At 49.0% G+C, this 26,311-nt stretch carries 26 protein-coding genes; 8 read left to right on the top strand and 18 right to left on the bottom strand.

Features of this window, described 5'->3' with window-relative positions; translation table 11 throughout:
• Positions 1 to 72 precede the first annotated feature (72 nt).
• Together ytvI and HP401_RS13775 are read left to right on the top strand one after the other, a co-directional pair.
• Entirely contained in the window at positions 73 to 1,104 is a 1,032-nt protein-coding gene (ytvI, locus tag HP401_RS13780; RefSeq protein ID WP_173605392.1) for a sporulation integral membrane protein YtvI, read from the top strand.
• Between the two features lie 93 nt (positions 1,105 to 1,197).
• Complete coding sequence (locus HP401_RS13775; RefSeq protein ID WP_173605391.1) at positions 1,198 to 2,442, top strand: pyridoxal-phosphate-dependent aminotransferase family protein; 1,245 nt, start codon at positions 1,198 to 1,200, stop codon at positions 2,440 to 2,442.
• 36 nt (positions 2,443 to 2,478) lie between these two features.
• Here HP401_RS13775 and HP401_RS13770 read toward each other — a convergent pair whose 3' ends face one another.
• The 5 genes from HP401_RS13770 to HP401_RS13750 form a co-directional block, all read right to left on the bottom strand.
• Positions 2,479 to 3,798 carry a (Fe-S)-binding protein gene (locus HP401_RS13770; protein ID WP_173605390.1) on the bottom strand — a complete coding sequence of 440 codons (1,320 nt, stop codon included), beginning with the start codon at positions 3,796 to 3,798 and terminating at the stop codon, positions 2,479 to 2,481.
• A complete protein-coding gene (locus HP401_RS13765) occupies positions 3,791 to 5,206 on the bottom strand; it encodes an FAD-binding oxidoreductase (RefSeq protein ID WP_173605389.1) in 1,416 nt (471 codons plus the stop codon). Before HP401_RS13765 ends, HP401_RS13770 begins: the two co-directional genes overlap by 8 nt.
• Positions 5,207 to 5,451: 245 nt before the next feature.
• Positions 5,452 to 5,829: a VOC family protein gene (locus HP401_RS13760; RefSeq protein ID WP_173605388.1), complete on the bottom strand. Its 378-nt coding sequence runs from the start codon at positions 5,827 to 5,829 to the stop codon at positions 5,452 to 5,454.
• An 11-nt stretch (positions 5,830 to 5,840) separates the two neighbouring features.
• Positions 5,841 to 6,200 (bottom strand): MmcQ/YjbR family DNA-binding protein, encoded by a 360-nt coding sequence (locus HP401_RS13755; RefSeq protein WP_173605387.1) that lies wholly within the window; start codon positions 6,198 to 6,200, stop codon positions 5,841 to 5,843.
• A gap of 76 nt (positions 6,201 to 6,276) precedes the next feature.
• The gene (locus HP401_RS13750; protein ID WP_173605386.1) at positions 6,277 to 7,113 is read right to left on the bottom strand and encodes an AraC family transcriptional regulator; all 837 of its coding nucleotides are present in this window, start codon (positions 7,111 to 7,113) and stop codon (positions 6,277 to 6,279) included.
• Positions 7,114 to 7,265: 152 nt separating this feature from the next.
• Here HP401_RS13750 and HP401_RS13745 point away from each other — a divergent pair, with 152 nt between their 5' ends.
• Positions 7,266 to 8,048 carry a YheC/YheD family protein gene (locus HP401_RS13745; RefSeq protein ID WP_309145126.1) on the top strand — a complete coding sequence of 261 codons (783 nt, stop codon included), beginning with the start codon at positions 7,266 to 7,268 and terminating at the stop codon, positions 8,046 to 8,048.
• Positions 8,049 to 8,084: 36 nt separating this feature from the next.
• Here HP401_RS13745 and mscL read toward each other — a convergent pair whose 3' ends face one another.
• From mscL to HP401_RS13730, 3 genes are read right to left on the bottom strand one after another with little or no spacing between them, the layout of a single operon-like run.
• Positions 8,085 to 8,549, bottom strand: coding sequence for a large conductance mechanosensitive channel protein MscL (gene mscL / locus HP401_RS13740; RefSeq protein WP_064201238.1), 465 nt, complete (start codon positions 8,547 to 8,549; stop codon positions 8,085 to 8,087).
• Between the two features lie 13 nt (positions 8,550 to 8,562).
• Entirely contained in the window at positions 8,563 to 9,495 is a 933-nt protein-coding gene (locus HP401_RS13735; protein WP_173605384.1) for a nucleoside hydrolase, read from the bottom strand.
• Positions 9,496 to 9,499: 4 nt separating this feature from the next.
• Positions 9,500 to 10,348, bottom strand: a complete 849-nt coding sequence (locus HP401_RS13730) for a nucleoside hydrolase (protein ID WP_173605383.1) — start codon at positions 10,346 to 10,348, stop codon at positions 9,500 to 9,502.
• A gap of 216 nt (positions 10,349 to 10,564) precedes the next feature.
• Here HP401_RS13730 and HP401_RS13725 point away from each other — a divergent pair, with 216 nt between their 5' ends.
• Positions 10,565 to 10,906 carry a hypothetical protein gene (locus HP401_RS13725; RefSeq protein ID WP_173605382.1) on the top strand — a complete coding sequence of 114 codons (342 nt, stop codon included), beginning with the start codon at positions 10,565 to 10,567 and terminating at the stop codon, positions 10,904 to 10,906.
• A gap of 336 nt (positions 10,907 to 11,242) precedes the next feature.
• Here the strand turns inward: HP401_RS13725 and HP401_RS13720 are convergent, their stop codons facing one another.
• The 6 genes from HP401_RS13720 to HP401_RS13695 form a co-directional block, all read right to left on the bottom strand.
• Positions 11,243 to 11,458 carry a hypothetical protein gene (locus HP401_RS13720; protein WP_012685235.1) on the bottom strand — a complete coding sequence of 72 codons (216 nt, stop codon included), beginning with the start codon at positions 11,456 to 11,458 and terminating at the stop codon, positions 11,243 to 11,245.
• Between the two features lie 53 nt (positions 11,459 to 11,511).
• A complete protein-coding gene (locus tag HP401_RS13715) occupies positions 11,512 to 12,723 on the bottom strand; it encodes an ABC transporter permease (RefSeq protein WP_173605381.1) in 1,212 nt (403 codons plus the stop codon).
• Positions 12,710 to 13,441, bottom strand: a complete 732-nt coding sequence (locus HP401_RS13710; protein WP_016741035.1) for an ABC transporter ATP-binding protein — start codon at positions 13,439 to 13,441, stop codon at positions 12,710 to 12,712. Before HP401_RS13710 ends, HP401_RS13715 begins: the two co-directional genes overlap by 14 nt.
• A gap of 4 nt (positions 13,442 to 13,445) precedes the next feature.
• Positions 13,446 to 15,041, bottom strand: a complete 1,596-nt coding sequence (locus HP401_RS13705; protein ID WP_173605380.1) for an efflux RND transporter periplasmic adaptor subunit — start codon at positions 15,039 to 15,041, stop codon at positions 13,446 to 13,448.
• Positions 15,042 to 15,188: 147 nt separating this feature from the next.
• On the bottom strand, positions 15,189 to 16,622 hold the full coding sequence (locus tag HP401_RS13700; protein ID WP_173605379.1) for a HAMP domain-containing sensor histidine kinase: 1,434 nt from the start codon (positions 16,620 to 16,622) through the stop codon (positions 15,189 to 15,191).
• On the bottom strand, positions 16,588 to 17,271 hold the full coding sequence (locus HP401_RS13695; RefSeq protein ID WP_064201245.1) for a response regulator transcription factor: 684 nt from the start codon (positions 17,269 to 17,271) through the stop codon (positions 16,588 to 16,590). Before HP401_RS13695 ends, HP401_RS13700 begins: the two co-directional genes overlap by 35 nt.
• Positions 17,272 to 17,406: 135 nt before the next feature.
• Between HP401_RS13695 and bluB the strand changes: the two genes are divergently transcribed.
• Positions 17,407 to 18,060, top strand: coding sequence for a 5,6-dimethylbenzimidazole synthase (bluB, locus tag HP401_RS13690; protein WP_173605378.1), 654 nt, complete (start codon positions 17,407 to 17,409; stop codon positions 18,058 to 18,060).
• Positions 18,061 to 18,312: 252 nt separating this feature from the next.
• Here the strand turns inward: bluB and hrpB are convergent, their stop codons facing one another.
• Positions 18,313 to 20,817 carry an ATP-dependent helicase HrpB gene (gene hrpB, locus HP401_RS13685; RefSeq protein WP_173605377.1) on the bottom strand — a complete coding sequence of 835 codons (2,505 nt, stop codon included), beginning with the start codon at positions 20,815 to 20,817 and terminating at the stop codon, positions 18,313 to 18,315.
• A gap of 138 nt (positions 20,818 to 20,955) precedes the next feature.
• Between hrpB and HP401_RS13680 the strand changes: the two genes are divergently transcribed.
• Positions 20,956 to 21,786: an MBL fold metallo-hydrolase gene (locus HP401_RS13680; RefSeq protein WP_173605376.1), complete on the top strand. Its 831-nt coding sequence runs from the start codon at positions 20,956 to 20,958 to the stop codon at positions 21,784 to 21,786.
• 35 nt (positions 21,787 to 21,821) lie between these two features.
• Positions 21,822 to 22,682 carry an S-layer homology domain-containing protein gene (locus HP401_RS13675; protein ID WP_173605375.1) on the top strand — a complete coding sequence of 287 codons (861 nt, stop codon included), beginning with the start codon at positions 21,822 to 21,824 and terminating at the stop codon, positions 22,680 to 22,682.
• A gap of 34 nt (positions 22,683 to 22,716) precedes the next feature.
• Here the strand turns inward: HP401_RS13675 and HP401_RS13670 are convergent, their stop codons facing one another.
• Complete coding sequence (locus HP401_RS13670; protein ID WP_064201249.1) at positions 22,717 to 23,427, bottom strand: DUF421 domain-containing protein; 711 nt, start codon at positions 23,425 to 23,427, stop codon at positions 22,717 to 22,719.
• 156 nt (positions 23,428 to 23,583) lie between these two features.
• Between HP401_RS13670 and HP401_RS13665 the strand changes: the two genes are divergently transcribed.
• A complete protein-coding gene (locus tag HP401_RS13665) occupies positions 23,584 to 23,976 on the top strand; it encodes a VOC family protein (protein ID WP_173605374.1) in 393 nt (130 codons plus the stop codon).
• Positions 23,977 to 24,014: 38 nt separating this feature from the next.
• On the opposite strand, the gene HP401_RS13660 is transcribed toward HP401_RS13665, so the two are convergent.
• Together HP401_RS13660 and HP401_RS13655 are read right to left on the bottom strand one after the other, a co-directional pair.
• Complete coding sequence (locus tag HP401_RS13660; RefSeq protein WP_173605373.1) at positions 24,015 to 25,526, bottom strand: PH domain-containing protein; 1,512 nt, start codon at positions 25,524 to 25,526, stop codon at positions 24,015 to 24,017.
• On the bottom strand, positions 25,526 to 26,017 hold the full coding sequence (locus tag HP401_RS13655; protein WP_173605372.1) for a PH domain-containing protein: 492 nt from the start codon (positions 26,015 to 26,017) through the stop codon (positions 25,526 to 25,528). Before HP401_RS13655 ends, HP401_RS13660 begins: the two co-directional genes overlap by 1 nt.
• Positions 26,018 to 26,311 lie beyond the last annotated feature (294 nt).

Genomic DNA, 26,311 nt, shown 5'->3' with positions numbered 1-26,311 from the left:
TTCATTTCTGGAAAAATGATAAAATAAGGGAATCAATTTTCAGCGACTTTTCACTCAGAATGGAGCGCAGTCATGACGATTCGGAAAATGATCATCCTGCTACTAGTTCTAGCAGTCGGGTTGTTTCTTTTGCCTTACTCCGTCCCCTTTTTGCTAGCACTGTTAACTGCAATTCTGGTTGAGCCGCTCGTCTTGTTTCTTATCAAAAGACTACGAATGAATCGGATGAGTGCGGTAATCACAGCCTTTTTCCTGTTTCTCATTTCTTTTGGGATTGTACTGTACTGGATCGGTACGCAGATTGTGATTCAGGGAATAGATTTGGCTCAGCGATTACCGGCTTATTCACAGCATATTTTTGAGTTGGTCGAGTCCTATTTGATGAGCTGGGAAACTTACTATGCGTCGTTACCTGCTGAAACCGTATCGGAAATCCAGAGTGTCTTCGCTGGGCTGAAAAGCTGGGCACTTACTTCAGCCTCTACGGTTGCCAAAGGGATTCTCGGTGTGGCAGCCATCATTCCGGGCTTTTTGATCTCCACGATTATTTACTTGGTTGCCTTGTTTTTGATCAGTCTCGATTTGCCGAAGTTGCGTGCTGGGTTCATGAGAATGTTCACCGTATCTGCTCGTGAAAAGGTCGAGGTGGTTATCTCTCAATTGAACCGTGCCACCCTTGGTTTTTTACGTGCCCAAATCATCTTGAGTCTGATGACTTTCGCGCTGTCCTTATTGGGATTGCTCATTTTGCAGGTCAAGTATGCAGCCGTCATTTCGCTCATGATCGTTTTCGTCGATATTCTCCCCATCTTAGGCACAGGCTCGTTCCTCGTCCCATGGGCCATTTACACCTTCTTGATGGGTAACTCTTCTTTGGCAATCGGCCTGATCGTCATCTTCCTCGTGATTACGGTCGTCCGCCGCATTATTGAACCAAAGATACTCGCATCTAATCTGGGAATAAGCGCCCTGGCCGCTCTTGTCAGCATGTTCCTCGGATTTCAGGTGCTGGGATTTTTCGGGCTGATACTTGGTCCAGCGCTCGTCATTATCTACGAGGCGCTGAGAAAAGCTGGATTCTTGAATTTCAAAATCGATTTTTAATGGGCACAAAAGTATAGGTAGTGCTACCGCCGTTTTTCCGGTAATGGAATCGGAAAAGCGGCCGTTGATATAGAAAGATCTGGGGGAGAGCTTATGTGTGCATATAAAGAACTGACCACCTCACAACGGACAATCATGACGCCAGGGCCAGTCGAGGCCGAGCCTAGTGTTCTCCGCGTGATGGGGTCACCCATTTTGGGACAATTCGATCCAGAATTCACAGACATCATGAACGAAACAATGGAAATGCTTCGGAAATTGTTTCAGACATCCAATCATTGGGCATTCCCTATAGATGGAACTTCCCGGGCGGGCATCGAGGCCGTTTTGTGTAGCATAATTGAACCAGGAGATCGGGTGCTTATACCCATTTATGGACGATTCGGGCACTTGCTCACGGAGATTGCGGAAAGGTACGGCGCAGATGTGATAACGATGGAAACGCGCTGGGGAAGTGTCTTTGAACCGCAGGACGTCATTGCCGAAATCGAGCGAGTTCAGCCCAAAATCGTAGCAATGGTTCACGGCGAAACATCCACTGGCTGTGTTCAGCCCTTGAAAGAAATCGGAGAAGCTTGCCGCCGGATGGATGTGCTGTTTGTCGTTGATGCTGTCGCTTCGATCGGCGGGACAGAAGTGAAGGTAGACGATTGGTATATCGACGCCTGTATTGGCGGCACACAAAAATGCTTGTCGGTCCCATCTGGAATGGCTCCGATCACGTTTAATTCTCGTATAGAAGCACTCTTGCTCCAACGGAAAAAGATTGAGCGTGGACTCGCTGATCCCTCTGCTCTGAAATCTGCTCAAACCCGAACGATCCGTAGCAACTATTTTGACTTGAGCCAGCTCATGGATTACTGGGGACCCGCACGGCTGAACCACCATACGGAGGCGACAACGATGCTGTACGCCTTGCGCGAAGGAGTGCGCATCGCCCTCACGGAAGGTCTGGAGGCGAGATTTGCCAGACATCGCTTGCATGAACAAGCCTTGGTCGCTGGTGTGTTGGCGATGGGATTGCAGCTCTATGGCGATCCGGCTTGCAAGCTTCCCGTCGTGACCTGTATTAAAATTCCTGACGGGCTCAACGGAGAGTCAGTCCGTGCTATGCTGCTCGAAGATTTTCATATTGAAATTGCCAGTTCCTTTGGGCCGCTAAAAGGAACAATCTGGCGGATTGGCACAATGGGCTACAGCTGCCGGAAGAAAAACATTTTGCATGTACTAGGGGCGTTGGAAGCCGTTCTCATTCGGCATGGAGCCCGTGTACACGCTGGGCGCGCTGTTCAGGCTGCATTGGATATCTTCGATCAGGAAAAAGGACAAAACAGTTAGCCCCTCTTAAGCAGAAAAAGCCTTTGTCATCCCCACTCACTCAGGGGGCGACAAGGGCTTTTGTTCCTGCTTCACACGTGCTAATAAATCGACGATGTGCACGGCTTCCATCTTTCCTTCTAGTCCTGCTCGCTGAATGCCTGCTTTCATTTGCAACAGACAGCCCGGATTCGAGGTCACAAGAACGTCTGCTTGGGTAGCCGCTACATGCCCCATTTTTTCGTCTAAAAGACTCCCGGCCATCTCAGGCTGCACCAGATTGTAAATACCCGCAGAACCGCAGCAGCGATCTCCTTCGCGTAGCTGTACGTATGTAGCACCCGGAATGGCTTGCAAGAGGCTCACTGGCTCTTTGGTCACCTTCATCCCGTTGCGCAGGTGACAGGAGGATTGATAGGTGATTCGTTGTGGCAATGACTGCCATTCTTTTGGCTCAACGAGGCGTGTAAGTACCTCGCTAATATCCTTTACTCGTGAAGCGAACCATTGTGCTTTCTCCTGCCACTCGGCATCTTTTGCCAGCAAGTGGTCGTATTCTAGAAGCATCGCCCCGCAACCACCTGCATTGGATACAATGAAATCCACGTCAGCCTTGTGAAAAGCAGCTACATTTTTTCGCGCCAGATGGCGAGCCTGTTCACGTTCACCGCTATGTGCATGGAGAGCGCCGCAGCAAACCTGGTCTGGAGCGATAATGACCTCACAGCCTGCCTCACTCAAAAGCCGAACGGTGTTGCGATTCGTCTCATTGAACAGGACATCCATGATGCAGCCGTGAAACATCCCGACACGATACTTGCGCTCTCCAACGGCCGGAATGACAGTGCCGCCAAAGTAGTCCACAATGCCTTTACTGCTTGCTTCTGGCATAATCGCTTCCATTTCCCGCATTTGCTTTGGCAGGATGGACAGCACCCCCAGCTTGCGAACGGCTTTTTGCACACCTGAGCGCTGATAGAAGCGCAGGAGTCCGCCGAGCTGGTACATGCGCTTCTGATGAGGAAACAGGTGGAAAAACGCGAGCTTGCGGACGGCTTTGACCCACCATGGATGCTCCTGCGCCTCTTCGATCGCTTCTCGCGTCTGCTCGATCAGCTGACCGTACGGCACACCTGCTGGACATACCGGCTCACATGCCCGGCAGCCTAGACACAGATTCATTTGATCGACGAAATCTTTGTCCGGCTCCATGACACTGTCTGCTACGGCTTTCATCAAGGCGATGCGACCACGTGGAGAAGCCGCCTCATAGCCAGTTTCCCGAAAGGTCGGACAGGCTGGCTGACAGAAGCCACAGCGCATACAGTTGGACAGTTCATCGTAATCGAGCTTCTTTACCAAGGCTTCTTTAAGCACGCTGGACCACCACTCTGTTCCGGGACTGTTTCGCAAACATTTTGTCAGGGTTCAGGAGATTGTGAGGATCGAAAGCGTGCTTGATGCCTTTCATGATCTCCATACCTGCGGCCCCTACTTTCCACTCCAAATACGGTGCCTTGACGATCCCTACGCCATGCTCTCCCGTAATCGTACCGCCCAAATCCATTGCCGCCGCGAAAATTTCCTCGAAGGCATGCTCGACACGCTCGATCTCTTCCGTGTTGCGAGCGTCTGTCATGCAGGTCGGATGCAAATTGCCGTCACCTGCATGACCAAAGGTGCAAATATGCAGCCCGTAACGCTCTGTAATCTCTTGGATCGCGGCGACCATGGGCGCAATCGCGGCACGAGGAACGGTTGCGTCCTCCAATATGGTCGTTGGACGCATCCGGGACAATGCGGCGAGCGCACTGCGTCTGGCAGTCATCACCTCATCAGCTTCCTCCGCTGTCGTCGCTACCTTGATTTGCACGGCTGCATTCTTCTTGCAAATAGCAGCGATCTGCTCCATATCTCGATCAACCGTCTGTGGCTCTCCGTCCTGACCGATCAGGAGGATCGCCGCCACATCTGTTGGAAGCCCGATCTGTTTGAAATCCTCGACAACACGGATCGTACCCTGGTCGAGAAATTCCAGCGTTCCAGGAATAATACGGTTGGCAATAATATCGGAAACAGACCTCGCCGCCTGTGCCATATCTGCGAACATCGCGAGCATAACTCGCTGTGTCTGTGGCTTCGGAATCAGCTTGAGAATAGCCTCGGTAATGATCGCCAATGTACCCTCGCTACCAACCAAAAGCTTGGTCAGATCATAGCCCGCTACATCCTTCATCAGCTTGCCTCCGGTACGGATGATCTCTCCGTTCGGCAACACAGCCTCAAGCCCCAGCACGTAATCCTTGGTGGTTCCGTACTTCAACCCGCGCAGTCCACCCGAATTGAGCGCAATATTCCCACCAATCGTGGAGATGACCATGCTGCCTGGATCTGGTGGATAAAACAAACCGAGTGCCTCTACCGCCTGATGGATGTCGACTGTTCGAACCCCCGGCTGCACGGTAATCGTCAAATTTTGCTCGTCAATCTCTACGATCTGTTTCATCCGGCTCAACACCAAAACAATTCCGCCACCGACTGGTATCGTGCCTCCGCATAGATTGGAGCCTGCGCCACGCGTCACGATCGGGATGTGATGTCGTGCAGCGACTCGCATGACCTGTTGGATTTCGGCTGTGCTCTTCGGCATGACGACCACATCCGGTAATGCTTGCTGCATCGGCGTCGCGTCATACGAATAGGCTACTAATGCTTCCTGTTTGTCGAGACAGTTTTTCGCTCCGACGATGGCACACAGCTCTTCGCGAATGGATGCTGGCAACATGGAATCTCTCCACCCTTTCCCAAAGTCTTAGTCCAACTGCTGAATGGCTTCCCTGATTCTTCCTGTCCATTGACTGAAAATTCGCTCCCATTATCACCCTTATTATATGAAGTAAAATTACACAATTCAACCAATCATAAGTAAATTTCATTTCATGATTAAGAGCCACTGATTCCGTCTCCAAACACAAACAAGCCGAACCTCTTTCACAAAGGCTCGGCTTGTCTTCTTATGTAAGGATCGTATTACGCAAACAAACTGATCAAGTTCCCATCCGGGTCTTTCACAATGGCATATGGCTGGCCCCAGAACGCATCCCACGGCTCACGGTGACTCTCGTAGCCATGGGAAATGATTTTCGTATACAACGCATCAAGCGCCTCCGCATTCTCACACAAAAATGCCAGCTCAATCCGATGCCCGACAGGTGCTTCCCATCCTCCATACACACCCTTGGCAACTTCTATTGTATCAAAGGCCAGACGAACACCGTCCTGCGCTACCTCCATATGCGGCTCTTCATTTGCTCCCTCAGGAATATCGAAACCGAGTACCCGATAGAAATCCAACGCTTTTTTCATATCCTGTACGACAATCCCTACCATATCAAGCTTGATTCCCACATCATTCACTCCTATTCGCTCATGATTTCTTGCTGGACGCGCTTGGGTAGTTTTTGGAGCACCGTTTCGTACGCATGCTCGATCATCCTTTCCCATAAGCCTTCGGGAATATCAGCGTCCAGGTAGACAGAATTCCAATGGGACTTGTTCATGTGATAGCCAGGTACGATCCCTTCGTAGGTCTCGCGCAATTCCTCTGCGCGCATCGGATCGCATTTCAAGGTGAGGATGCGAACACCTTTGGAATCGCCTCCAATCATGGCAAAAATTTTGCCTCCGACATGGTAGCGATCGCATTCCCAATCCATCTGATAGTCATGGGTGACACCGGGCTGCTTCCGACAGTATGCATCTAATGTTTGTTCGTTCACATGAATTCACCATCCTTTCTTTAAGATAACGGGGCTCAGCAAAAGAAGATTGTAAAAAACGGACAACCTTTAAAGACTATCGATTCGCACGATCTGGCGAGATCATTTTACTTGGAGCTACACCGTAAAAAGTGTGAAAGCTCTTGATCAAATGCGACTGATCATAATAGCCACTCTGGAGGGCTGCATCCGTAAACGAAGTGCGTATTCCCTTCGCCAGCATTTGCAACAGTCCTTGAAATTGAATGATTCGGCCCAGTTCCTTCGGGCTCATACCCAATTGTTGTTGAAACGTCCTGCGCAAGGTTCTCTCGCTATAATTCACTTTCTCGGCGAGTGCTGCCATGGAAAGATTTCCTCTGTATTCATATAAATAGTTCATGCTGGTCAATAGCAACGGGTCTGCTGGATCATCCATCCACAATCGTTTGATTAGCTCCCGCTCCAACAAAGCGATCCGCTCCGCCGTATTGGAAGCTTCGAGCAAGGCTTCTGTCACCTCATCCGCCTCTTTACCCCAGATGTCTTCCAGATTGGGATGATGTCCGTTGATTATAGCGACGGGGTAGCGCAAAAAGCGAGCTGCTCCCTCCGCGTAAAATCGGATGCCAATCATGGATTGTGGTTCAGTCAATGGGATTACCTCATACGTCCTCATCAATCCCGTTAGAAATGCCCCCTTCTGATAGGAAGTGGCACCGAGATTGAAAATGATATCGACGCATCCATCGGGTATGACTCGGCTTGCAGGTGCTATCCCTTTACCGTCGTACTCTGAGGTCCAGTAGCAGGCGATCTCGTTCACCAGACATTTGCTGGGCATGTACTCTTGATAATGATAGGCATGTTGGGCGCTCGCTCGTTGCAGAGTCGGAGGTTGCACCGGACGGAATTGCCGCATGATTTTCGCCATCCTTCTCCTATGATTAGAACATATATTCCCCCACAATCCTTTAACTCCTTCTTACGTCCTTGGCATTTTTTGAAAAACGTCCCTTGTCAAAATAAAAACGGTCGCGAACACTTCTGCATATGCTGGGACGAATGGATTTTTCGTAAAGTGAGGTGCATGATGTGATCTCCTCCTCCAAGTGGAGCCTTCATCAGTTCTTTTCAAAAAGTCCTTACATTCGTCCTTACCTGCCGCCTACTGCTTTATATCAGCCCGCAAGCTTGGACTCGTATTTAGCGAAGTATTCTACCGTCTATATCAAACCGACGAGAACCCATATGGGGAAAGGCATTATTCGTGTCTGGAAAACAGATCGTGGGAACTATCAATTTGTGAAGGAGCGCGGAGAGCCTGTGCAAGCAAACTCTTTAGCTGACTTGAAGCAGCAGCTTGCCGCGCAGTGCACAGAAAAAAATTATGTCATACAAAAAGGGCTGGATTTAGCTGAAATCGACGCTCGTCCCTTTGATATTCGCGTCATGATGATGCGCAATGGCTTGGGCAAATGGCAATATGCCGGCATGCTAGCCAAGGTAGCCGGTGCCGACAGTATTATTACCAATGTCGCTCGCGGCGGCGGATATGCCGTCACTGTCCCGCATGCCTTGAAAAAGTCTGGAGCTGTCACACCCGACAAGATAAAAGGGATCGTCTCTTTGTTGATCCAAGTCAGTCACCGTGTATGTGCCCACTTTAATAAATATCGGCACAGTGCGCAAATCGGCGTCGATTTTGCTATTGATAAAGCTGGAAACCTCTCCATTATTGAGGTCAATTACGACTTTCCATCCCACGGGCTGTTTGCCAAGCTCAAAGACAAGACCTATTATCATACGATTAAAAGACTTCACTATCAGTATAAAAACCGCGTGAAACGAAAACGGAGGAAGGCATAATCGCCCTCCTCTGTTTGTCTGATTCCTGAATATGTCTTATTCGTGTGCCAATGCCGTTCCTTTTGTCTCCAGCATAGAGGTGCAGTTCGGGCAGCGCGTAGCCTTGATCGGAATCGCGGAGATGCAATGCGGGCACTCTTTGGTCGTTACAGGCGCTTGCTCCACTTCTTGCTTGCGTTTGAAACGGTTGAGCTGCTTGATGACGATAAAAATAGAAAAGGCAATAATGACAAAATCAATCACAGAATTGAGGAACAACCCGTAGTTCAGCGTCGCAGCATGTGCTGCTTTTGCTTCGGCGAATGTCTTATAAGGAACTCCGCTCAAATTGATGAACAAGCCGGAGAAATCCACCTTGCCCAGAAGCAATCCGATCAGGGGAGTAATGATGTCATTAACAAGCGAGGTTACAATTTTCCCGAAAGCCCCACCGATCACGACCCCGACAGCGAGATCCATCACATTTCCTTTTAACGCAAACTCTTTAAACTCTTTTAACATAATGACTTCCTCCTTACTCACCTAAAACATTTTGTAAAAAATGGCTGACAAAACGTTCATGCTCAACCTCCAGGCATACGTCCACATTCGGCGGCTGCGCTGGATGTTCCCGTCTGTCTCCAATCGTACGGGCATCACTGGCTCCCCCGGATGTATCTACCGCAACATGCATCGGGACTGACTTCACAAACGTTGGATCAATGACGACACCGACAGCCAACGGATCATGCAGACCGCAGCCGCGCAAATTGCCCACTGTTGCGTAGGCATCCATGTACACCTCACACATATCCGCGAAAAAATGACTTAAGCGTGTATCCTTCGCCCTCCATTCCTGCAAGTGTTCGCGGGTAAGCAGCGTTTGCATCGTCACATCCAGGCCTACGAGCGTCACAGGAATACCAGACTGGAAGATGTACGCTGCGGCTTCCGGATCGGCGCAAATATTCGCCTCCGCTACTGGCGTGCGATTCCCCGGCACTGTTACAGCTCCTCCCATCACGACCACGCGTTTGACAAGGGATACGATTTCTGGAGCAGCCATAATCGCCCGCGCCAAATTGGCCATGCTCCCGACGGTCACGAGTGTCACTTCGTGAGGATTTTCCTTTATCGTAGAGATGAGAAATTGTGTGGCACTCTGTGGCTGAGCCTTTGTCGATGGATCTGGAAGGACGACATTGCCTAGCCCGTTTTCACCGTGGAACAGCCTTGCTTTTCCAGTAAGGTCGCGAACAATCGGCTTCGATGCCCCCTGATAGACAGGAATCTCAGGCGCACCCAGCAGCTCGAGCACCTGTAAGGTATTGCGTGTTGCTTCCTCCACCGTGATATTGCCAAAAGTCGTGGTAATTCCACACACTTCAAGCGCAGGCGAGTGAACGGCATAAGCAATCGCCATCGCATCATCAATCCCGGTATCTACATCCAAAATGATTTTTTCCATGCGCTTATACCCCTCCCTGATCCAAAACGGTTTGCAAAAAGCGCTCTGCCTCTGCCATCTCAACCTCAACACATACGACCGTATCGGTTCCTACACTCGGTTTTGCCCGTAAATCCGCTAAAATGGCACCGCGTGATAATTCGCTTTTGCACTCGACTGAGAGCTTCATCTGCTCCGTCCGTATCTTATCAGGCGAGAGAGCCGCGAGCATCGCTACCCATGCATGGAGCGCACCACCAGAAACGGCGAATGGCACGTCAGACATCGTCGTTCTATCGATCAGGCCAACTGCTTGTGCGAGACTCCCCAGCGTATGTACTTGCTCTTCCTTCAAACGAAACGAGCTGGTTGTATCTAATGGAACAAGCACAAGTGGCAAGCGGGCTGACAAAACGAGCGCAGCTGCTTCTGGATCACGATACATGTTTGTTTCGGCAATAGTCGTTACGTCTCCTGGTACGCGTATCGCTCCACCCTGCACAACGATTCTCGTAAATTTACGCGCCAACAGTGGATCACGCGTGACAGCCAAAGCTAGCGTTGTCAAACGATCAAACGTCACGAGCGTCAAGTCACTTTCCTCATCCTGCTTCGCTTCTGCAAGGAGCCGTACCCCTTCCGAGGTGGTCGTCTCTATCGTTCCTGAGAAAAGGGGCTGCTTGGCACCTGTAACAATTGGAATTTCATAGCCTGGCTGTGCAAAATCAATCAGCTTGCTAGCCAAACTTGACTGCGTGTCACTGCAAATGATTCCTGCCACTTGAACATCAGGCGACCGCAAAGCATACAGCAAGGCCAGCCCTTGACCAAATCCACCGCAAAACTCAATAATCAACCGGTGTTTTTTTGCCACAATCTCATCTCCCGCTTCTCGCTATTTCCATTTGTCAAAACCGCTTTTCCTATGCTATCCAAATCAAGAGCAACCGTCAAATATCCAAATGCTCATCTCTACCTTCTCTTCTCTTGCATCGAGCCGTTAACTATTTTACACTTATTCATAACTTCGACAGAAATCGCCATCACGAAAGACTAATGCCCCATGCCATGCAAAAGGAGTATAACGGTCATGCTTTCGTTGAACCACCCAACCATGGATGCTATTTCTCTCACGAAAAACCAACTGATCCAAGCGATTGTGCAGCACCGAACGAAGCCCTATCTGCCTATTTGGGGAGAACTGTTTACAGCTTTGCGGGAAATCCAAAAGGCTGGCCAGCATTCCCAGAAAAATATACACGTCTATTCCATCGAGCCGACAGGCCACCTCTGGTATTTGTACCTGGAGAATGTTTTTTCTGTCGATCTGCCTGGGATGGGCATTACGATTTCACTCACACAGGAGCAACTGATTGATGCCTTGCTAAAAGGAAGCTTTCAACCTACCCTATCGATAACAGAGCCGTCATGAGAAACGGCTTTTTTTGATGCATTTTGAACAAAAAAAAGCCCCAAGATCAATTCTTGGGAGAGAGTAGTACGTTATATTCACGTGAATAAGCTTATTTTATATCCCACTACTCACTCATTCCAGCTGTACATTCAGGTAATTGTACCTATTATATCCTATGAGTAAAAAAAAGAGGCGGCCCTTCTGCACAGATTGGGTGCCGCCATCCCGAACTTCCCCAAGTTCGTTCATATTCGAATTGTACTATGAAACAGTCCTATCGAAAAGTGTCAGGTTTTGTTTTCCTGTGAATTATTACAAACCCCTGACGCCTGCTTAAGGCCATCAGGGATCATTCTATTTGCTATCGTTATTGAGCACATCAGCAGCTCTTGGTCCAAAAATGATATACAAATAGACATATTGGCTGACGCTAACTCGAGGAAAGACGAACGCAACACTGGTCTTGCCCTCTTGTTGTCTGACAAAATAACGCAATTTGCTTGTTTTGATCCTTTGCACAATGCGTGTCGCTTCTCGCCATGGTACGGAAAATTGAACGCTTTTTTCCATCAGCCCCAACACCTCTCACGGCTAGTATGCCCCGGATTGGTAAAATTACACACTCACTCATACCGTAGTGCGTCAATGGGTTTGAGCTGTGCTGCTTTTCGCGCCGGATACACACCGAAAATGACACCAACCAATGTAGAGCTCAAAAACGCATACATGATCGGCGACAGACTAATCGAGGTTGCCATCTGACCGAGCTTGCTAACCAAAAACGCAGCCCCAACCCCTAAGGCAATGCCAATTACCCCGCCAATCAGACTAAGCGTAACGGCTTCGATCAAAAACTGGCGGAGAATATCACCCCGCTTGGCTCCAATCGCCTTGCGAATTCCGATCTCCCTTGTCCGCTCCGTGACAGATACAAGCATGATGTTCATCACGCCGATCCCGCCAACAATCAGCGAGATCGCGGCAATACCAGATAAAAGCGCGGTCATCGAGCTGGATACGGACTGTGCTGTACTTAAAATGTCTGACTGGGACGTGATGCGGAAATCATCGGCAGCTTGTGGCCGTAGTTTGTGATTGGCACGAAGGGCTTGCTGAATATCTTGTTGCGCCTTCTCCATCAAGTCCGACGACGCTGCCGAGACGTAGATCGAGCCCACGTTTTTGCCTCCGGTCAACCTGTTCATCGCAGTGGTAATCGGAATGATGATCCGATCATCGTTGTTTGTCATGCCTGAGCTTCCCTGGCTCTGCAATACGCCGATGATCGTAAACGGAATCCGGTTGATCTGAACGGTTTGCCCTACTGGATTTGCTCCTTTAAACAGGTTGCTAACCACCTCTGTCCCCACTACAGCCACGTTGTATTGCATCTTCACTTCAAAGTTGCTAAAGAAGCGCCCTTGTCCCACCTCTACATTTCTCACCTGGGGGAAATCGGCTGACGTCCCCTCGAGCATACTGGAATAGTTATTGCTTCCCCAGACAATCTGCCCCCGTGCATTGACGCTGGGAGCCACACCCGAAATGGACTCTTTTTGCATCAGGGTTTCTGCATCTGCCATCGTCAACGTATTCAAAGAGCCAGCCCCAAGGCTTACCCTGCCTTGTGTCGCCTGACCAGGTGTGACAATCAACAGGTTGCTCCCTAAACCATTGATCTGCGACGCAACAGACGTGGAAGTCCCTTCGCCGATCGCCACCATCGCAATAACAGCAGCCACACCGATGATAATTCCCAGCATCGTGAGAACGGAGCGCAAGCCATTTGCCCTGATGCTGCGAAAGGAAATGCGTACACATTCAAGAAAGCTCATCTGCTCTACCCTCCATCGACGCCCTCCTGCGATCCTCCACCACTTCATCCGCGATGATTTGCCCATCACGAAACCGGACGATCCTCTTGGCATACTCCGCAATATCAGGTTCATGTGTCACCAAAATAACCGTTTTGCCCGCATCGTTCAGCTTTTGAAAAATACCCATGATCTCTTCACTCGTCTTTGTGTCAAGCGCTCCTGTCGGCTCATCTGCCAGCAGAATGACGGGATCATTGACGAGAGCTCGCGCGATCGACACCCGTTGCTGTTGTCCACCTGACAGCTCATTGGGCTTGTTGTTCAATCGCTCTGCCAGTCCGACACTCGTTAATGCCCGGATGGCTTTTTCTCTTCGTTCCCGTGCAGGCGCGCCTCCATATAAAAGGGGCAGCTCTACATTTTCAACTGCGGTCGTACGTGGCAACAGGTTGAAATTTTGAAAAACAAATCCGATTTTCTGATTGCGGATGACTGCTAATTCATCATCATGTGCTAGTGATACAGGATAGCCGTCTAAAAAAAATTCTCCCGAGGTAGGCTTATCCAGGCAGCCAATCACATTCATCATCGAAGACTTGCCTGAACCAGACGGCCCCATGATTGCCACGAAATCCCCTTCCTCAATCGACAAGCTGACACCCCTGAGCGCATAAATCTCCTGGTCCCCGATGACGTACTGTTTTCTCAGCTCTTCTATTTGAATGACCGGTTTCATCTGCCTACCGTCCCCTTATCTGGACGCCGCCCATTCCGCCGAATCCTGGCATACCGCCGCCCATTCGATTTCCATTTTGACTCGTTCCAGACGAGGTCTGTGCATTCATGAGGATGACGACACGCTCTCCTTCGACAAGCCCCTCCGTCACCTCTACCTGATCGGCAGTGAAGTACCCCATTTTAATCGGAACAAATCGATACGGCATATTGTCTCTGCCCACTTTGCCTCCACTGCGGTTATTCGCTTGCTTCGCCTCTGCCTGATTCCCTTCCGCTCCTTCTTCAGCTTGTTGTGCAGTAGCATCCCGTAGCACATACACGCCATCCTTGCCATTTTGCGTTTGCAGCGCTTGCGCAGGTACCACGAGTACATTTTTATGGGTTCCTCGTTCGATCGCGACGTTCATCGTCATCCCGATCTTCAATTTGTTATCCTGATTTGCCACAGACAAAAGCACATCGTAAGTGGTGACTCCAGCGTCCGTTTTCGCTTCTGGATAGATCAGCTTTACTTTTCCACGAAACGTCTCGTCCGCATAAGAACTCGTCGTAAACGTCACAGGCAAGCCTTCCTGCACTTTTCCGATATCACTCTGGCTAATTTGTGCCACTACCTCTAAATCTCCGCTATTCGAATTATCCATGATAATGAAATCATTGCCGGGTATTTCGCCTACATTGCCGTTTACCTGGACGATCACTCCATCCATCGGCGCTTTCAAGGTGACTGCCCTCCATGCCTTTTGTGCCTGTTGCAGCCCCGCTTTTGCCTGTTCTACCGCTGCTTTGGCCGATAACACTGTGGCAGCATCTGGGCCTTCATTCGCCTCCTGTAACGCTTCTTGCGCTGTTTGATACGCAGCCAGTGCTTGCTCTACCTTCACACCTGCCAACCCTGTCGTCTGTCCGGCTGTCAATACGGCTGAGTTGTAATCGCGCTGGGCTTGGTCCAACGAGGCCTGGGCACTGTCGAATTCACTCTTGGCAATCGCACCTGCCGCGAACAAGGTTTGCTGGGAAGTGTACGTCTTCTGGGCACTCGCCAGGCTTGCCTTTGCCTTCTCTACGTCATTTGCCGCTTTTTTCCCGTCAATGTTTTGCTTTGCGAGCTCCCATTCGTTCTTGGTCTGATTGACGGCGGCTTGCAAAGAAGTGATTTCTGCGGGACTCTTGCGCTTTTGTGCCTCCTCTAGCTTGGCTTGCGCCGATAAAAGATTTGCTTCCGCATTCGTCACCTGGATTCTCGCTACGGAATCGTCCATCGTCGCCAGAACTTGCCCTGCCTTTACCGCATCACCAACGCCTACCTGAATAGTAGAAATCGCATCCTTGGCTTCTTCTGCATCTGCAAACGAGAGAGACGAGCGTTTGGAAGCCTGGACAGTGCCTGATGCCTGCACGACTTCTGAGATGTCTCCCCTTTTTACCGTCTCCACTTGAAAAGCGGCCTGCGCCGATTGTGCGGTAAAAAACGACTGATAGCTGAAGATACCGCCTGAAACAATCACGGCCCCGACAGCCAAAGCCCCAACGATCCATCTTTTCTTGTTGCTTCCTGCCTTCGAAAACAACTCTCTCTTTTTCTCCTTGTGAGTCACGCTCAGTCCTCCTACTGTCTGCTTGATTGAAGACTTGTCTTTATGGTTGCGACCACTATACGGAACGAATACGTCAGGGAAAAGTCAGATGAAAACACAAAAAAAACGACCAGATAACCAGGTCGTTTTATGATCATCATGCATGAATTATTTGCGCAAAATCAACGTGAAGGTGCTGCCTGACGCCGTACTCTCCGTCAGAATCAACATACCTCCTAACGCTTGGGCAATCATTCTGCTAAAAGACAAACCAAGCCCCAGCCCACGGACGATGTGCTTCTTGTCCTCGCCTCGGTAGAATCGCTCGAAAATTAAAGACTGTTCTTCTATTGGTATCCCGCATCCATTGTCCTTTACGTCAATGCGAATCTCCTCTGCTGATGCAGATAGTGACACGACGATCCGCCCCTCCGATTCCATCGCTTGTGCTGCATTGTTTAGGAGATTGTACATGATTTGCTGTACACGCAGCGGGTCGGTATCTATCATGATCGGATCAGAGGTACTTTCGATATGCAGGCTGAGCTTCTCTTCTTCTTGCAAAATTCTCCATTGATGCGTAATTTCCCGGATCAGCTCCTGCATGTTTTGAGGTTGCCTGCGAATGCGAATATCACCGACTGCAAAAGAGTTAAAATCGAGCAAATCCTCTACCATCTTTATCAGACGTGTCGTTTCCTTCGTGCAAATATCCAAAAACTCCTTGGCTTCCTCACCGCTCACAATCTCTTCCCTCACGGCTTGCACCAGCCCACTGATGGACGTAATAGGTGTTTTGAGTTCGTGGGTTACCCCTGCCAACAATTCGGTACGCATCATCTCCAGCTGCTTCAATCGCTCTGCCATTTCTTCAAAGGAATGGATCAGTTCATACACTTCTTGTTCGCGCTTGTTTTTATCCAATTGAATCTCGTAGTTTCCCATTACGATTTGTTTGGCAGCGTCTGCCACATCCTTAATCGGCTGAGACAGCTTTTTCGTCAGCAAATAAATGACGAGCCAGCCTAGCAAACCGAGACCTAGAAGCATGAACACAAGCAACTGGAATTCGGTCATACTGCGTATCAGCTGTTTTTGTGGGGTGAACAGCATGACCCATCCGACCACTCTCTCATCAACCTTAATGCTTTCCTTCACGAAAAGCACTTCGTCTCCCCGCGCAAGCTCAAACTGTGTCAGGCTGTCATCCGCCTCCACCAGATCAGGCGCGAGGCGCTTCAGTTCACCAGAAAAAGGACCGGGTACGCCAAATACTGGTTGTTTGTGCTCATCCAGGATCATCATCATTGGTTTGTAATTGACTCCGAGTGACTCCTGGCGACTGTCCACAATACGAAACAAGAACGGAGCCATTTTAACCTTGCCTTCCATATCAACGACCCGATCCGCTACTTCTGCTGCCATCAGTCTCATAAAATCAAGGCGTTTTTGAGTCTCGCTATAAGAAATCCAGTAGCTGGATGCAATCCCGATCACGAAAAGGCCGATACACAAAATGATCAAGTATCGCGTCGTCCAATAGCGAAACAAAGAGGTGCGTTTTTTCTCACTCATATACGCACAGCTTGTAGCCCAAGCCACGATAAGTACGGATTTCCCCTTCGGATGTCGGCCAATTCTCCAAAGATCGCCGGATGCGCTTGATCGCGAGGTCTACTGCGCGATCACTTCCTTCGTAATCCATCCCCCACACCTGCTCGATGAGCTGTTCTCTGGTGAACGTCTGGTTTTTGTACTGGGCCAAAAATAGAAACAGGCACAAGTCCTTTGGCGTAAACGCAAGTTCAATGCCGTGCAGCATCACAGAATATGCCTTGAAGTCGACTTTCAGACTGCCAAACTGCTTCACATGATTGCCTTCTATCAATTGTTTCGAGCGACGTAATACTGCATGTACGCGAGCGACCACTTCGTCGGCAATAAAGGGCTTGGTGATATAGTCATCGGCGCCTTTGTTCAAGCCCGCCAGCTTGTTATCGATTTGTCCCAACGCTGTCAGCATGATGACAGGACACGAGCTTTTCGCCCGAATATATTCGAGAATACTCCATCCGCTTCGTCCAGGCAGCATCACATCCAGCAAAACGAGCGCAGGACTGTGTGAATCAAACTTCCGTTCTGCTTCCTCGCCGTTAAATGCCTGTTCAACCCGAAAGTTATTTTTTTCCAAGTACGCCTTCAATACCCGAGAGATGGGTAGTTCGTCTTCCACGATTAAGATATTATGCATGCTCGTACTCTCCCCTCTGCTCGGACTCATCCTCTCTTTAGCGTAGGACATGAATATGTCAAGCAGATGTCTGGAAGGAAGCATACTTTGTAAGTAAAATAAAGAGACGTGAATGCAAATAGGGAGGTTTTTCTCATGAAACGCTTAAGTACGGAAGAAAAAAACGGTTTGTATAAAGCCATCAGCAATCGTCGCGATATTCGTACCTTTCGCCAAGACCCTGTCTCCCCGGATAAGCTCGCCATGATCTTGGCCGCTGCCCACCATGCTCCTTCTGTCGGATTCATGCAGCCTTGGAATTTTGTCCTGGTGGAAGATGACGCAACCAAGCAAGCTCTGGCAGAATGTGCGGATAAAGAACGCCGGGCGCTTGCCATCCACTACGAAGGAACAGGACGAGAGTCGACCTTTTTGGAGTTGAAAATTCAAGGGATCAAGGAAGCGCCTGTCACCATCTGTGTCACTTGTGATCCTACACGTGGCGGAGACCATGTACTCGGACGCAATTCCATCCCGGAAACAGATATTATGTCGGTCAGCTGTGCAATCCAAAACATGTGGCTGGCTGCCTACGCAGAAGATTTGGCGATGGGCTGGGTCAGTTTTTACAAGAAGGCCGACGTGCGTCGTATCCTGAACATACCGCCGCATATCGATCCTGTCGCATTGCTATCGATTGGCTACACAGATCATTATCCCGAACGTCCACTCTTGGAGCTGCACCAATGGAGACAACGCGAGGATCTGCAACAGTTGATTTATCGGGAGCAGTGGGGAAATAAGGCTTAAGCCTTGACCCTATACGAAAGAAAGGGCGCTGCAACTGCGGCACCCTTTTTTACAAAAAAAAGACCGCCTGATAAACAGGCAGTCAAGAGAAATAGAGGGGGTAGTACGTGATTCACGGTATCTTCCTGACGTGCCCAGGCACGAGGAAGGTTTCACAATTGACGTGACTCACGAACATCGAACTAGCAAAATGGGAAATTTCACCTGACACGGAGCCCTTCCTCTCTGCCCGAATATACCTAGCGAATCGATTTATATGCGTGGACGCGTCCGGTTTGTCGGAATGGCCGCAAGCGGATCATCCGGCCAGTAGTGCTTGGGATAACGTCCCTTTAAATCTTTTTTCACCTCAAAATACGCATGCGCCCAAAAGCTCGCCAAGTCCTGTGTCACTTGTACCGGACGATGTGCTGGCGAAAGCAGGTGCAATGTCAGTGGCACTCTGCCTCTGCCTATTCTCGGGGAGTCTTGCCAACCAAACAACTCCTGTAGCCGGACGGAGAGCACCGGTGCCGCTGGATCGCTGTAATCGACAGGAATTTTGGAACCGCTCGGGACGATCACATGAGTCGGAGCGTGCTCGTCTAGCTGTCTGCGCTGCTCCCATGAGAGCATACTCTCTAGCAACGTCGTCACCGACAGCGACTGTAGGTCTTCCTTTCTTTTGAAACCATACACATGGGGAGCGAGCCATTCCTCCAAGGAAGCAAGCAGTGCCTCATCTTCCCCATTCGGCCAGCCTTCCTCCAAACGATGCATAAAAATCAAGCGCTCCTTATACTGTCTCGCCTGCCGATTCCACGGCAAAATCTCCAGGCCTTCTCCTTTTATTCCGTCCAAAAACGCTGTTAACACCTCATCTGGAGAAGACTCCGCAGGCATATCCGCCAACAGGATCGCTCCCAACCGCTTTTGCTTGCGGCTGCGAACTGCCCCTGCTGTATGCTCCCACCATACGTTCATTCGTTCCGTAATCTGCAACGCACAATCCTTCAACAGCTCGCTTTCTTCCACGCTAGCCGCCAGTAATATCCGACTATCTGCACCTTGATCATCGAGTTCTGCTGCCACAATATACGGCGAAGCCGCCAGTGGTTGCTGCACGGAAAAAGCCGCCCCACGCCCATTGCGAAGCAAATAACGTCCATCCGCCCTTCGCTGGGCAATCCGGTCCGGGTAGGCAAACGCCAGCAGTCTTCCCGTCGCTTCTGTACGAGTGGAAGTGCCAGCAGACTGGTTGTTTGCCCATACCCGTTTGAAATGAGCTGCCTCCTTCCAAAGTCTTTGGCATGCTCCTACATCAATCGGGAGCTCTGTTCCACCACTCTGTTTATTTCCTACCCGACGAAGTAGTTCAACACGCGTACGCATATCCGCATCTGTTGACGCTTGGCGCCCCCTCACAATATCTCGTTCTTCCAAGAGAACAGCAAGCTCGCAAGCCAGCTCACCTTCCCCCAGATCATTCGCTTTCTGAATCATGTGACCCACTCTCGGATGCACACCCATACCAGCAAGCGCTCGTCCATGTGCTGTGATCTGCTTCCGCTCATCTAATGCGCCCAGTTGGAACAGCAGCTCTTGAGCCTGTGCCATCGCTGGCTTCGGCGGGGGATTCAGCCAATCCAGCTCGTCCGACGACCCGACTCCCCACAAGGCCAGCTCCAATGCCAGCACAGCCAGATCCGCTTCCATGATTTCAGGTGCCTGCTGTGGTATGAGCATACGATCTTCTTGCTCTGTCCACAGTCGAAAGCAGACCCCGGGTGCAAGACGTCCAGCCCTTCCTCGGCGTTGGTCAGCAGATGCTCTCGATACCTTTGCAGTCTCCAGTCTCGTCATCCCTGTTCGCGGAGAAAAGCGCGGGACTCGTTTTAATCCACTATCAATCACGATGCGCACACCCTCGACAGTCAAGCTTGTCTCGGCAATCGTGGTAGCGAGAACAATTTTGCGTTCTCCTGTTTTCCCAGGCTGGATCGCCTTATCTTGTTCCTCCTGCGACAAATTTCCGTAAAGAGGCGCAATCCGTATGTTCGTGCCCACACCGCTTTGTTCAAGCAACTCTTGCACTCGGTGAATCTCTTTGGCTCCCGGTAAAAAGACGAGCGTATCTCCCTGTTCTTGTCTCAACGCCTGGAGGATCATCTGGACAATCGCTTCTTCCAGACGCCCCTGCATCGGGGATGTCAAAAAGCGCGTCTCCACCGGGAACATCCTGCCTTTACTACTGACAATGGGAGCATTCCCAAGCAAGGCTGACACGGGCTCTGCATCGAGTGTAGCGGACATCACGAGAATTCGCAGGTCCTCTCGAAACAAGCTTTGTGCCTGAAGACTAAGGGCCAGCCCTAAATCCGCGTGCAAATTTCGTTCATGGAACTCATCGAAAATAACAAGACCAACATCAGATAGCTCCGGATCATCCTGTAGCATTCTCGTTAAAATTCCTTCTGTCATCACTTCAATTCGTGTGCCTGGACCTACTCTTGATTCACGCTTGACCCGATATCCGACTGTTTGTCCAACTTCTTCCCCCAGCAAGGTAGCCATGTAGGCAGCGGCTTGACGTGCGGCCAGTCGGCGTGGGACCAGCATCACAATTCGGCGATTATGTAACCAAGCTTCTTCACGCAAGGCCAGTGGTACCCGCGTCGTCTTCCCCGCACCCGGAGCAGCAACCAACACTGCGTTTGTCTCTTCACGCAGCGTGTTTACCAGCTCGGGCAATACTTCATTTATCGGCAATGCATTCATGTTTTCACCTCATACGAGCAATCATCCCTTTTCATCATACACGATATAGGAATATAGGATGAGTGTGGATCGCAGACGAAAATGACTGAATAATCATTCAATAGTATAATGAAGCCATTACTATGGGAGGTGTGCGGTATGATTCACATTCATCACCATGAAGACGTGGCATGTCTGGAAGGGATTGTTCGCGTAGGGGATTGGGAATCGGCAATCTATGTTTATATGACCGATGGCATGCTGGTTGATACGGGCCCGAAAGTACTCGAGCAAGCTCTCATTCACAGGCTTCTGGAAGCCTCGTTTGATTCGGTCGTATTGACGCACAGTCATGAAGACCTTGTCGGTACCACCTCGTGGATTGCCCAGCACAAGCATGTCCCTCTTTTCATTCATGAAAAAGGCGTGAACATTTGCTCCCAAAAAGCACTGTACCCATTCTACCGACAGTTGACTTGGGGGATTCGCGATCCGTTTGTGGCCCACCCTTTGGGTGACGTCCATCACTCTCGTTCCCTCGAATGGAAAGTGATTGATACCCCCGGCCATGCCCATGATCATGTAGTTTTGCTGGACGAAATGAACGGTCGCTTGTTCTGCGGCGATCTTTTTATGGGTGTGAAAACGAAGGTTATTTTACGAGATGAATCAATCCCCACCTCGATGAAGTCCCTTCGAACCGTGCTGGCTTGTGACTTCCAAACAATCTTTTGCGCCCATTCCGGCTATCATCCAGACGGGAAAACACGCTTGCAGCAAAAACTGGAGCATTTGGAGAATCTGTCTGGGGAAATCCTGCGTTTGCATAGCCAAGGGCTTTCTTCCCGCGAAATAAACAAGCAACTGTTTCCTTCTAAACCGCTGATCATCGCGGCTTCTTCTGGCGAGTTTGACTCGCTCTATATCGTCACATCTGTTCTTGCAGAACACCTTCCTTTTCCAACGCCGAATAGTATACTAGAAGGATAATCCTTACAATTCTATTTAAAAAAAGAGGAGCGTATATGAAAGTCATCACTGTATTCCTTGCACTCATTCTGGGTTTATCTGGTATTTATCCTGCGGTTACACATGCTGCACCAAAATTTCATGATGTCGATCCGAAGAAATACGGCTGGGCCATGAATTCGATCTCCTTCATGGTTGATAAGGGGGTTGTTAGCGGTTATCCTGACGGTCGCTTCCAACCCGAAAGATTGGTAGACAAAGCGGAAATGACCGTCATGATCTATCGCCTGTTTGATCAATACAGACCGTACAAAGCTAACAAAAAAACAGATTACAGCAACTATCACATCGAGAAATTTGCTGACGTGCCTAAAAGTCACTGGGCGTACACAGAGATCAGCTCGATCGTCACAAGAGACTGGTGGAACGCTGTCCGATATTCGTCCAATGGCTACTTTTTTTTCCCAGACACGAAACTAAATCGAATTGGTGCGGCAAACGTCCTGCCCGTCTTTATGTTGGAAAACCAAGACATTCCAGCGGCAGAGGTCTTACAAATCCTTTCTGGCATGCGAGATATTCCCATCATCTTGAGTCAGTATTCGCTTGACCCAAACTCACCTGGAAACCTTTTCCAAGAGGATGGTCGGTACAACGAAGATGGGAGAGACCAAACGAACATCCTGTATCCGCTTCTCTTTGGCCAAGATGGCGATGAAATATTGTTTACGGATGACTACAGCGGAATCCTCGGAACCAACCTCGCCCTTTTGCAAAGAACAGGGATCATGACTGCATGGAACGGCAAGTTCGAGGGTGGAGAAATGCTGACTCGCGCCGAAGCTGTCACTATTTTGCACAGATTTTATAACCATTTGAAGCAAACAGGGACACTCCGCCAATACTCTAGCAAGTAAAAAACCTCCATCCCGGAGGTTTTTTTGCGACACTTTATTCTTTGTCGATCGGATTACTCATACGGTCCTCATACGGGTCGAAATAAATTTGTCCATTGGAGCTAATCACGGCGTAATTCACTTCCTCGACACTCAAGCCTTTTTTGCCCACCTGTGAAAGTAGCCACTCGATGGTTAAGCTATGTTGGCGTAAATTGCTCTGGATGATTTGACCATCCATGATCAATTCAATCGGGAATATCTGTCTCTTCCCCATTTTCAGTTTCAAGTCCCCGCGAGTAACAGGTAAAAATTGCGGTTTTCTCAGGACGGATATCTCTCCATTCAACTCCAGCACAGCATATTGAACTTCTTCGATATTAAAAATGTTTCTTTCCCGCAGCTCTTGATTCAGCGTATCCAAAGACAGCTTTTGCTTACGCATGTTATCTTCGAGAATTCTTCCATCCTGGATGACCACCGTCGGCTGGCCCGAAAACCATTTTCGCATTTTCCGGTTTTTCAGGGAGAGAATCATCAACAAATAGGCGATACCACCAAAAGTGAGTAATGTCACGAGCATGTGCGATATTTTGGCCATGTTGTTAAAGGCAAGATTTGCTGTCAGCGCCCCCAAGGTGATCGCCGCGACAAAATCGTGATACGTCATTTGCGCAATCGTCTGCTTGCCCAAGATCCGAGTAATGATCATCATGATGGCAAAAGCCAGCAGTGCTCTCGCAATTACTTCCACAATAGATTCCATGCTCCACCCCGGGGATGACGAAATTTTGCACCATACCCCAATTATAGCCATGTTTATCAATGGAAAACCTATCCTGACCGTTTCGCATACAGACATTTCCTACAAATTCTTCTACAATAGAAAAAAATCATACCCATGGAAAGGAATGAAAATGATATGGCGATCAAAAAGCTGGAGCATGTGGGCTTGATGGTAAAAGACTTGAACGCCTCAGTTGCCTTTTACACCGAAGTAATTGGGATGGAGCTAAAAGGAAAGCTCGCTCATTCCAACGGAGATATTACGCTTGCTTTTCTTGGATTTCCGGGAAGCACTGAGACAGAGCTGGAGCTCATTCATGGATACAGCGATTCCCTTCCGGTAGAGGGCAAAGTCCACCACCTGGCGTTTGCTGTGGACAACCTCGAAGCTGAAATCGACCGTTTGAAGCAACGACATGTAACCTTTATCGATCAGGAAATAACCACCTTGCCGAACGGCTCGCGTTATATGTTCTTCAAAGGTCCGGATGGGGAGTGGCTGGAGCTGTTTGAAAGCACAAGAACGTAGAGGGAAAAGATTCGCCTTTTCCTTCTACGTCCCCTCTTCTATTTTACTTTGATTTCTTTTCTACGTCCCATATACCACTGATGAAATCCTTCCGCCAACTCTATCGGCACATCTGTTACCCCTTTATGACTCACTGGTTTGGCACGATTGACTGTTTTGATCGAAGCAAGCCCTAGCTGCTTTTGCAGGAGGCCTCTTTTGACGTTGACCTCAATAATCTTTTCTCGTTTGGATATATATAAGGTCGTAGTTAGGCTCCCTGTTTGGAACTGAATAAAATGATCATTCAAGGTGTATCGCGTGTTGTAGAATTCAATGACTTCGAAGGCTAGGATGATCAGTGCCAACGCAATGGATATAACCCACCAGGCCTGCTCCCACCCCCAAATATTCGGCTTGAAATAGAAAAGCGCACCTGTGCCTATAAGCCAAATCCAGCTCGATCTGACCAAGCGAACCCATAACGATTTTCTGGGAAGACTCGTCATTTTTTCCGTCACTTCATACGCAGGCAATATTTCTGCGATCATCTCATACGCACGTTTTATTGGTAGAAATGGATAGAGGGAGCTGACATCCTGTTTATCCTTATCCGAATCACTATCCCCGCCAACAACCGTCAGCTTGACTTCGGCGAGACCCAACATGCGCTTTAGCAAGGATTGTTTGATTTTAATCGCTTGCACTCTCTCTTTTGCGATCGAAAAAGTCGTTTCTTCAATGACTCCTTTGGCAATGTAAATCCGGTCGTGATCCGAAGAAATCTCGTATTTTCCGTAACGAATATAAGTCGTAACCATGCCGAATACGATGGACAGGACGAGTAGTCCAACGGCTGTCAGCGTGATCCATATCCACGAGCTCATAATCAGCGAATAAATACCTACTACTTGCTCCTCCACGTCGATATATTCGGTGAGTTTGAAGTACGCCCATATCAGTAGCGTAATCATCCCGAGGAAGCTTAGAGAAGTGAAGGAAGCCTTGATAATCTCTTTTTTCGTTGGTGTAAAGTGTATGACTCGCTCAGGAGTGATATACGGCGTACCGATTTCCTCCGTGGAATCTCCTGCTTTCCCTTCAGCCTCAGGCTCTTTCTCTAATCGCACTGCCTGTTTCGTGTAGGCCTCCAGTCGATCTGCTTCGTTTACAGAAATCACCGCGAATTCCACTCTAGAATCATCGCCAACCATCCCTGTCTCAAACCGGATAGAAGTCACTTTAAAAATCCGGTGCAGCAACGTCGTATGTCGATTGATGTTTTGGATTTTGCTAAAGGGGATCGTTTGCTTTTTCTTCGTAAGAATCCCTTCGTAAAGATGGAAAGCCGTATCATCCAGCCTATACTTATACGAAACCCATTTCATAAGCAGATAGGCCAGCATCCCTCCTACATAGATGTAAAGAACAATTCTCCCGTATGTAATGAATGCGTTTGTCGAGTCATGGTTGAACACAAACAGAATCAACGCAGGAAAAAACAGATGCTTAGCTTGGATGATGAGATCAAAAAGGATCGTTAGTGGATAGTATCGTTTTGCTTCCATCACTACTCCACTTCCTTTAATTTGGCGTAGTGTGCAATCTGTTCTCTCAATTGAGAAGCGACATCCCCCGGCAACCCTGGAATTTCGTGTGAGGAGCCCATTGTTTTAATCGAGATGGTGTACAGCCCGTACTTTCGCAAAATTGGTCCTTGTTTCGTTGAGACTGCTTGAATTTTCGTCATGGGAACAAGGAAATGTTTCTCTGTGATCACCCCGAATTTCATTTGCAGGAAATCTTCATCGATATCATACCGCCAGCTTTTATATAAAAAATACGGCTCGACAAAAGACCAGATCGTCGCGATCACACCAATAACGAGCAATCCGTGCAAACACCATCCAATCCATTCCTTCCAGGGAAAACGATTATCTAGATAATAAAGAACGCCCAAAATTACAAGCCCGATTACAACCGTAATTCCCGCAGTAATAAGCTCTACCTTGAACGCATCCTTGGACAAGCTCTTCTGTGGTGCGCTAATTCGAGAAGGCATATCATCACTCCTGTATGTTTATTCCGCTGTCCATGCTCCCTTTATTTCATACGTAAAACATTCCGTCTGGTTTCTAAGAATGAATCGTCAATTTTTCATGCAGCAAACGAATACTCTAATGCCGTTCGAATCATACTAAATAATGGAGAAAACGGCTTGTAAAAATTATCACATTATAATCATTATAAAAAACTTGACTTACTGAATCATTTATTAAATAATAATCATTGTAAATTATATTCAAGCATGCCTCGTTACGCATGTCCTGAATATGTACTATACAAAAAACATATA

The organism is Brevibacillus sp. HB2.2 (assembly GCF_013284275.1).
GTDB classification, from domain to species: Bacteria; Bacillota; Bacilli; order Brevibacillales; family Brevibacillaceae; genus Brevibacillus; species Brevibacillus brevis_D.
Note: the sequence above shows the minus strand (reverse complement) of the source record. Positions and strands in the feature narration are given on the sequence as shown.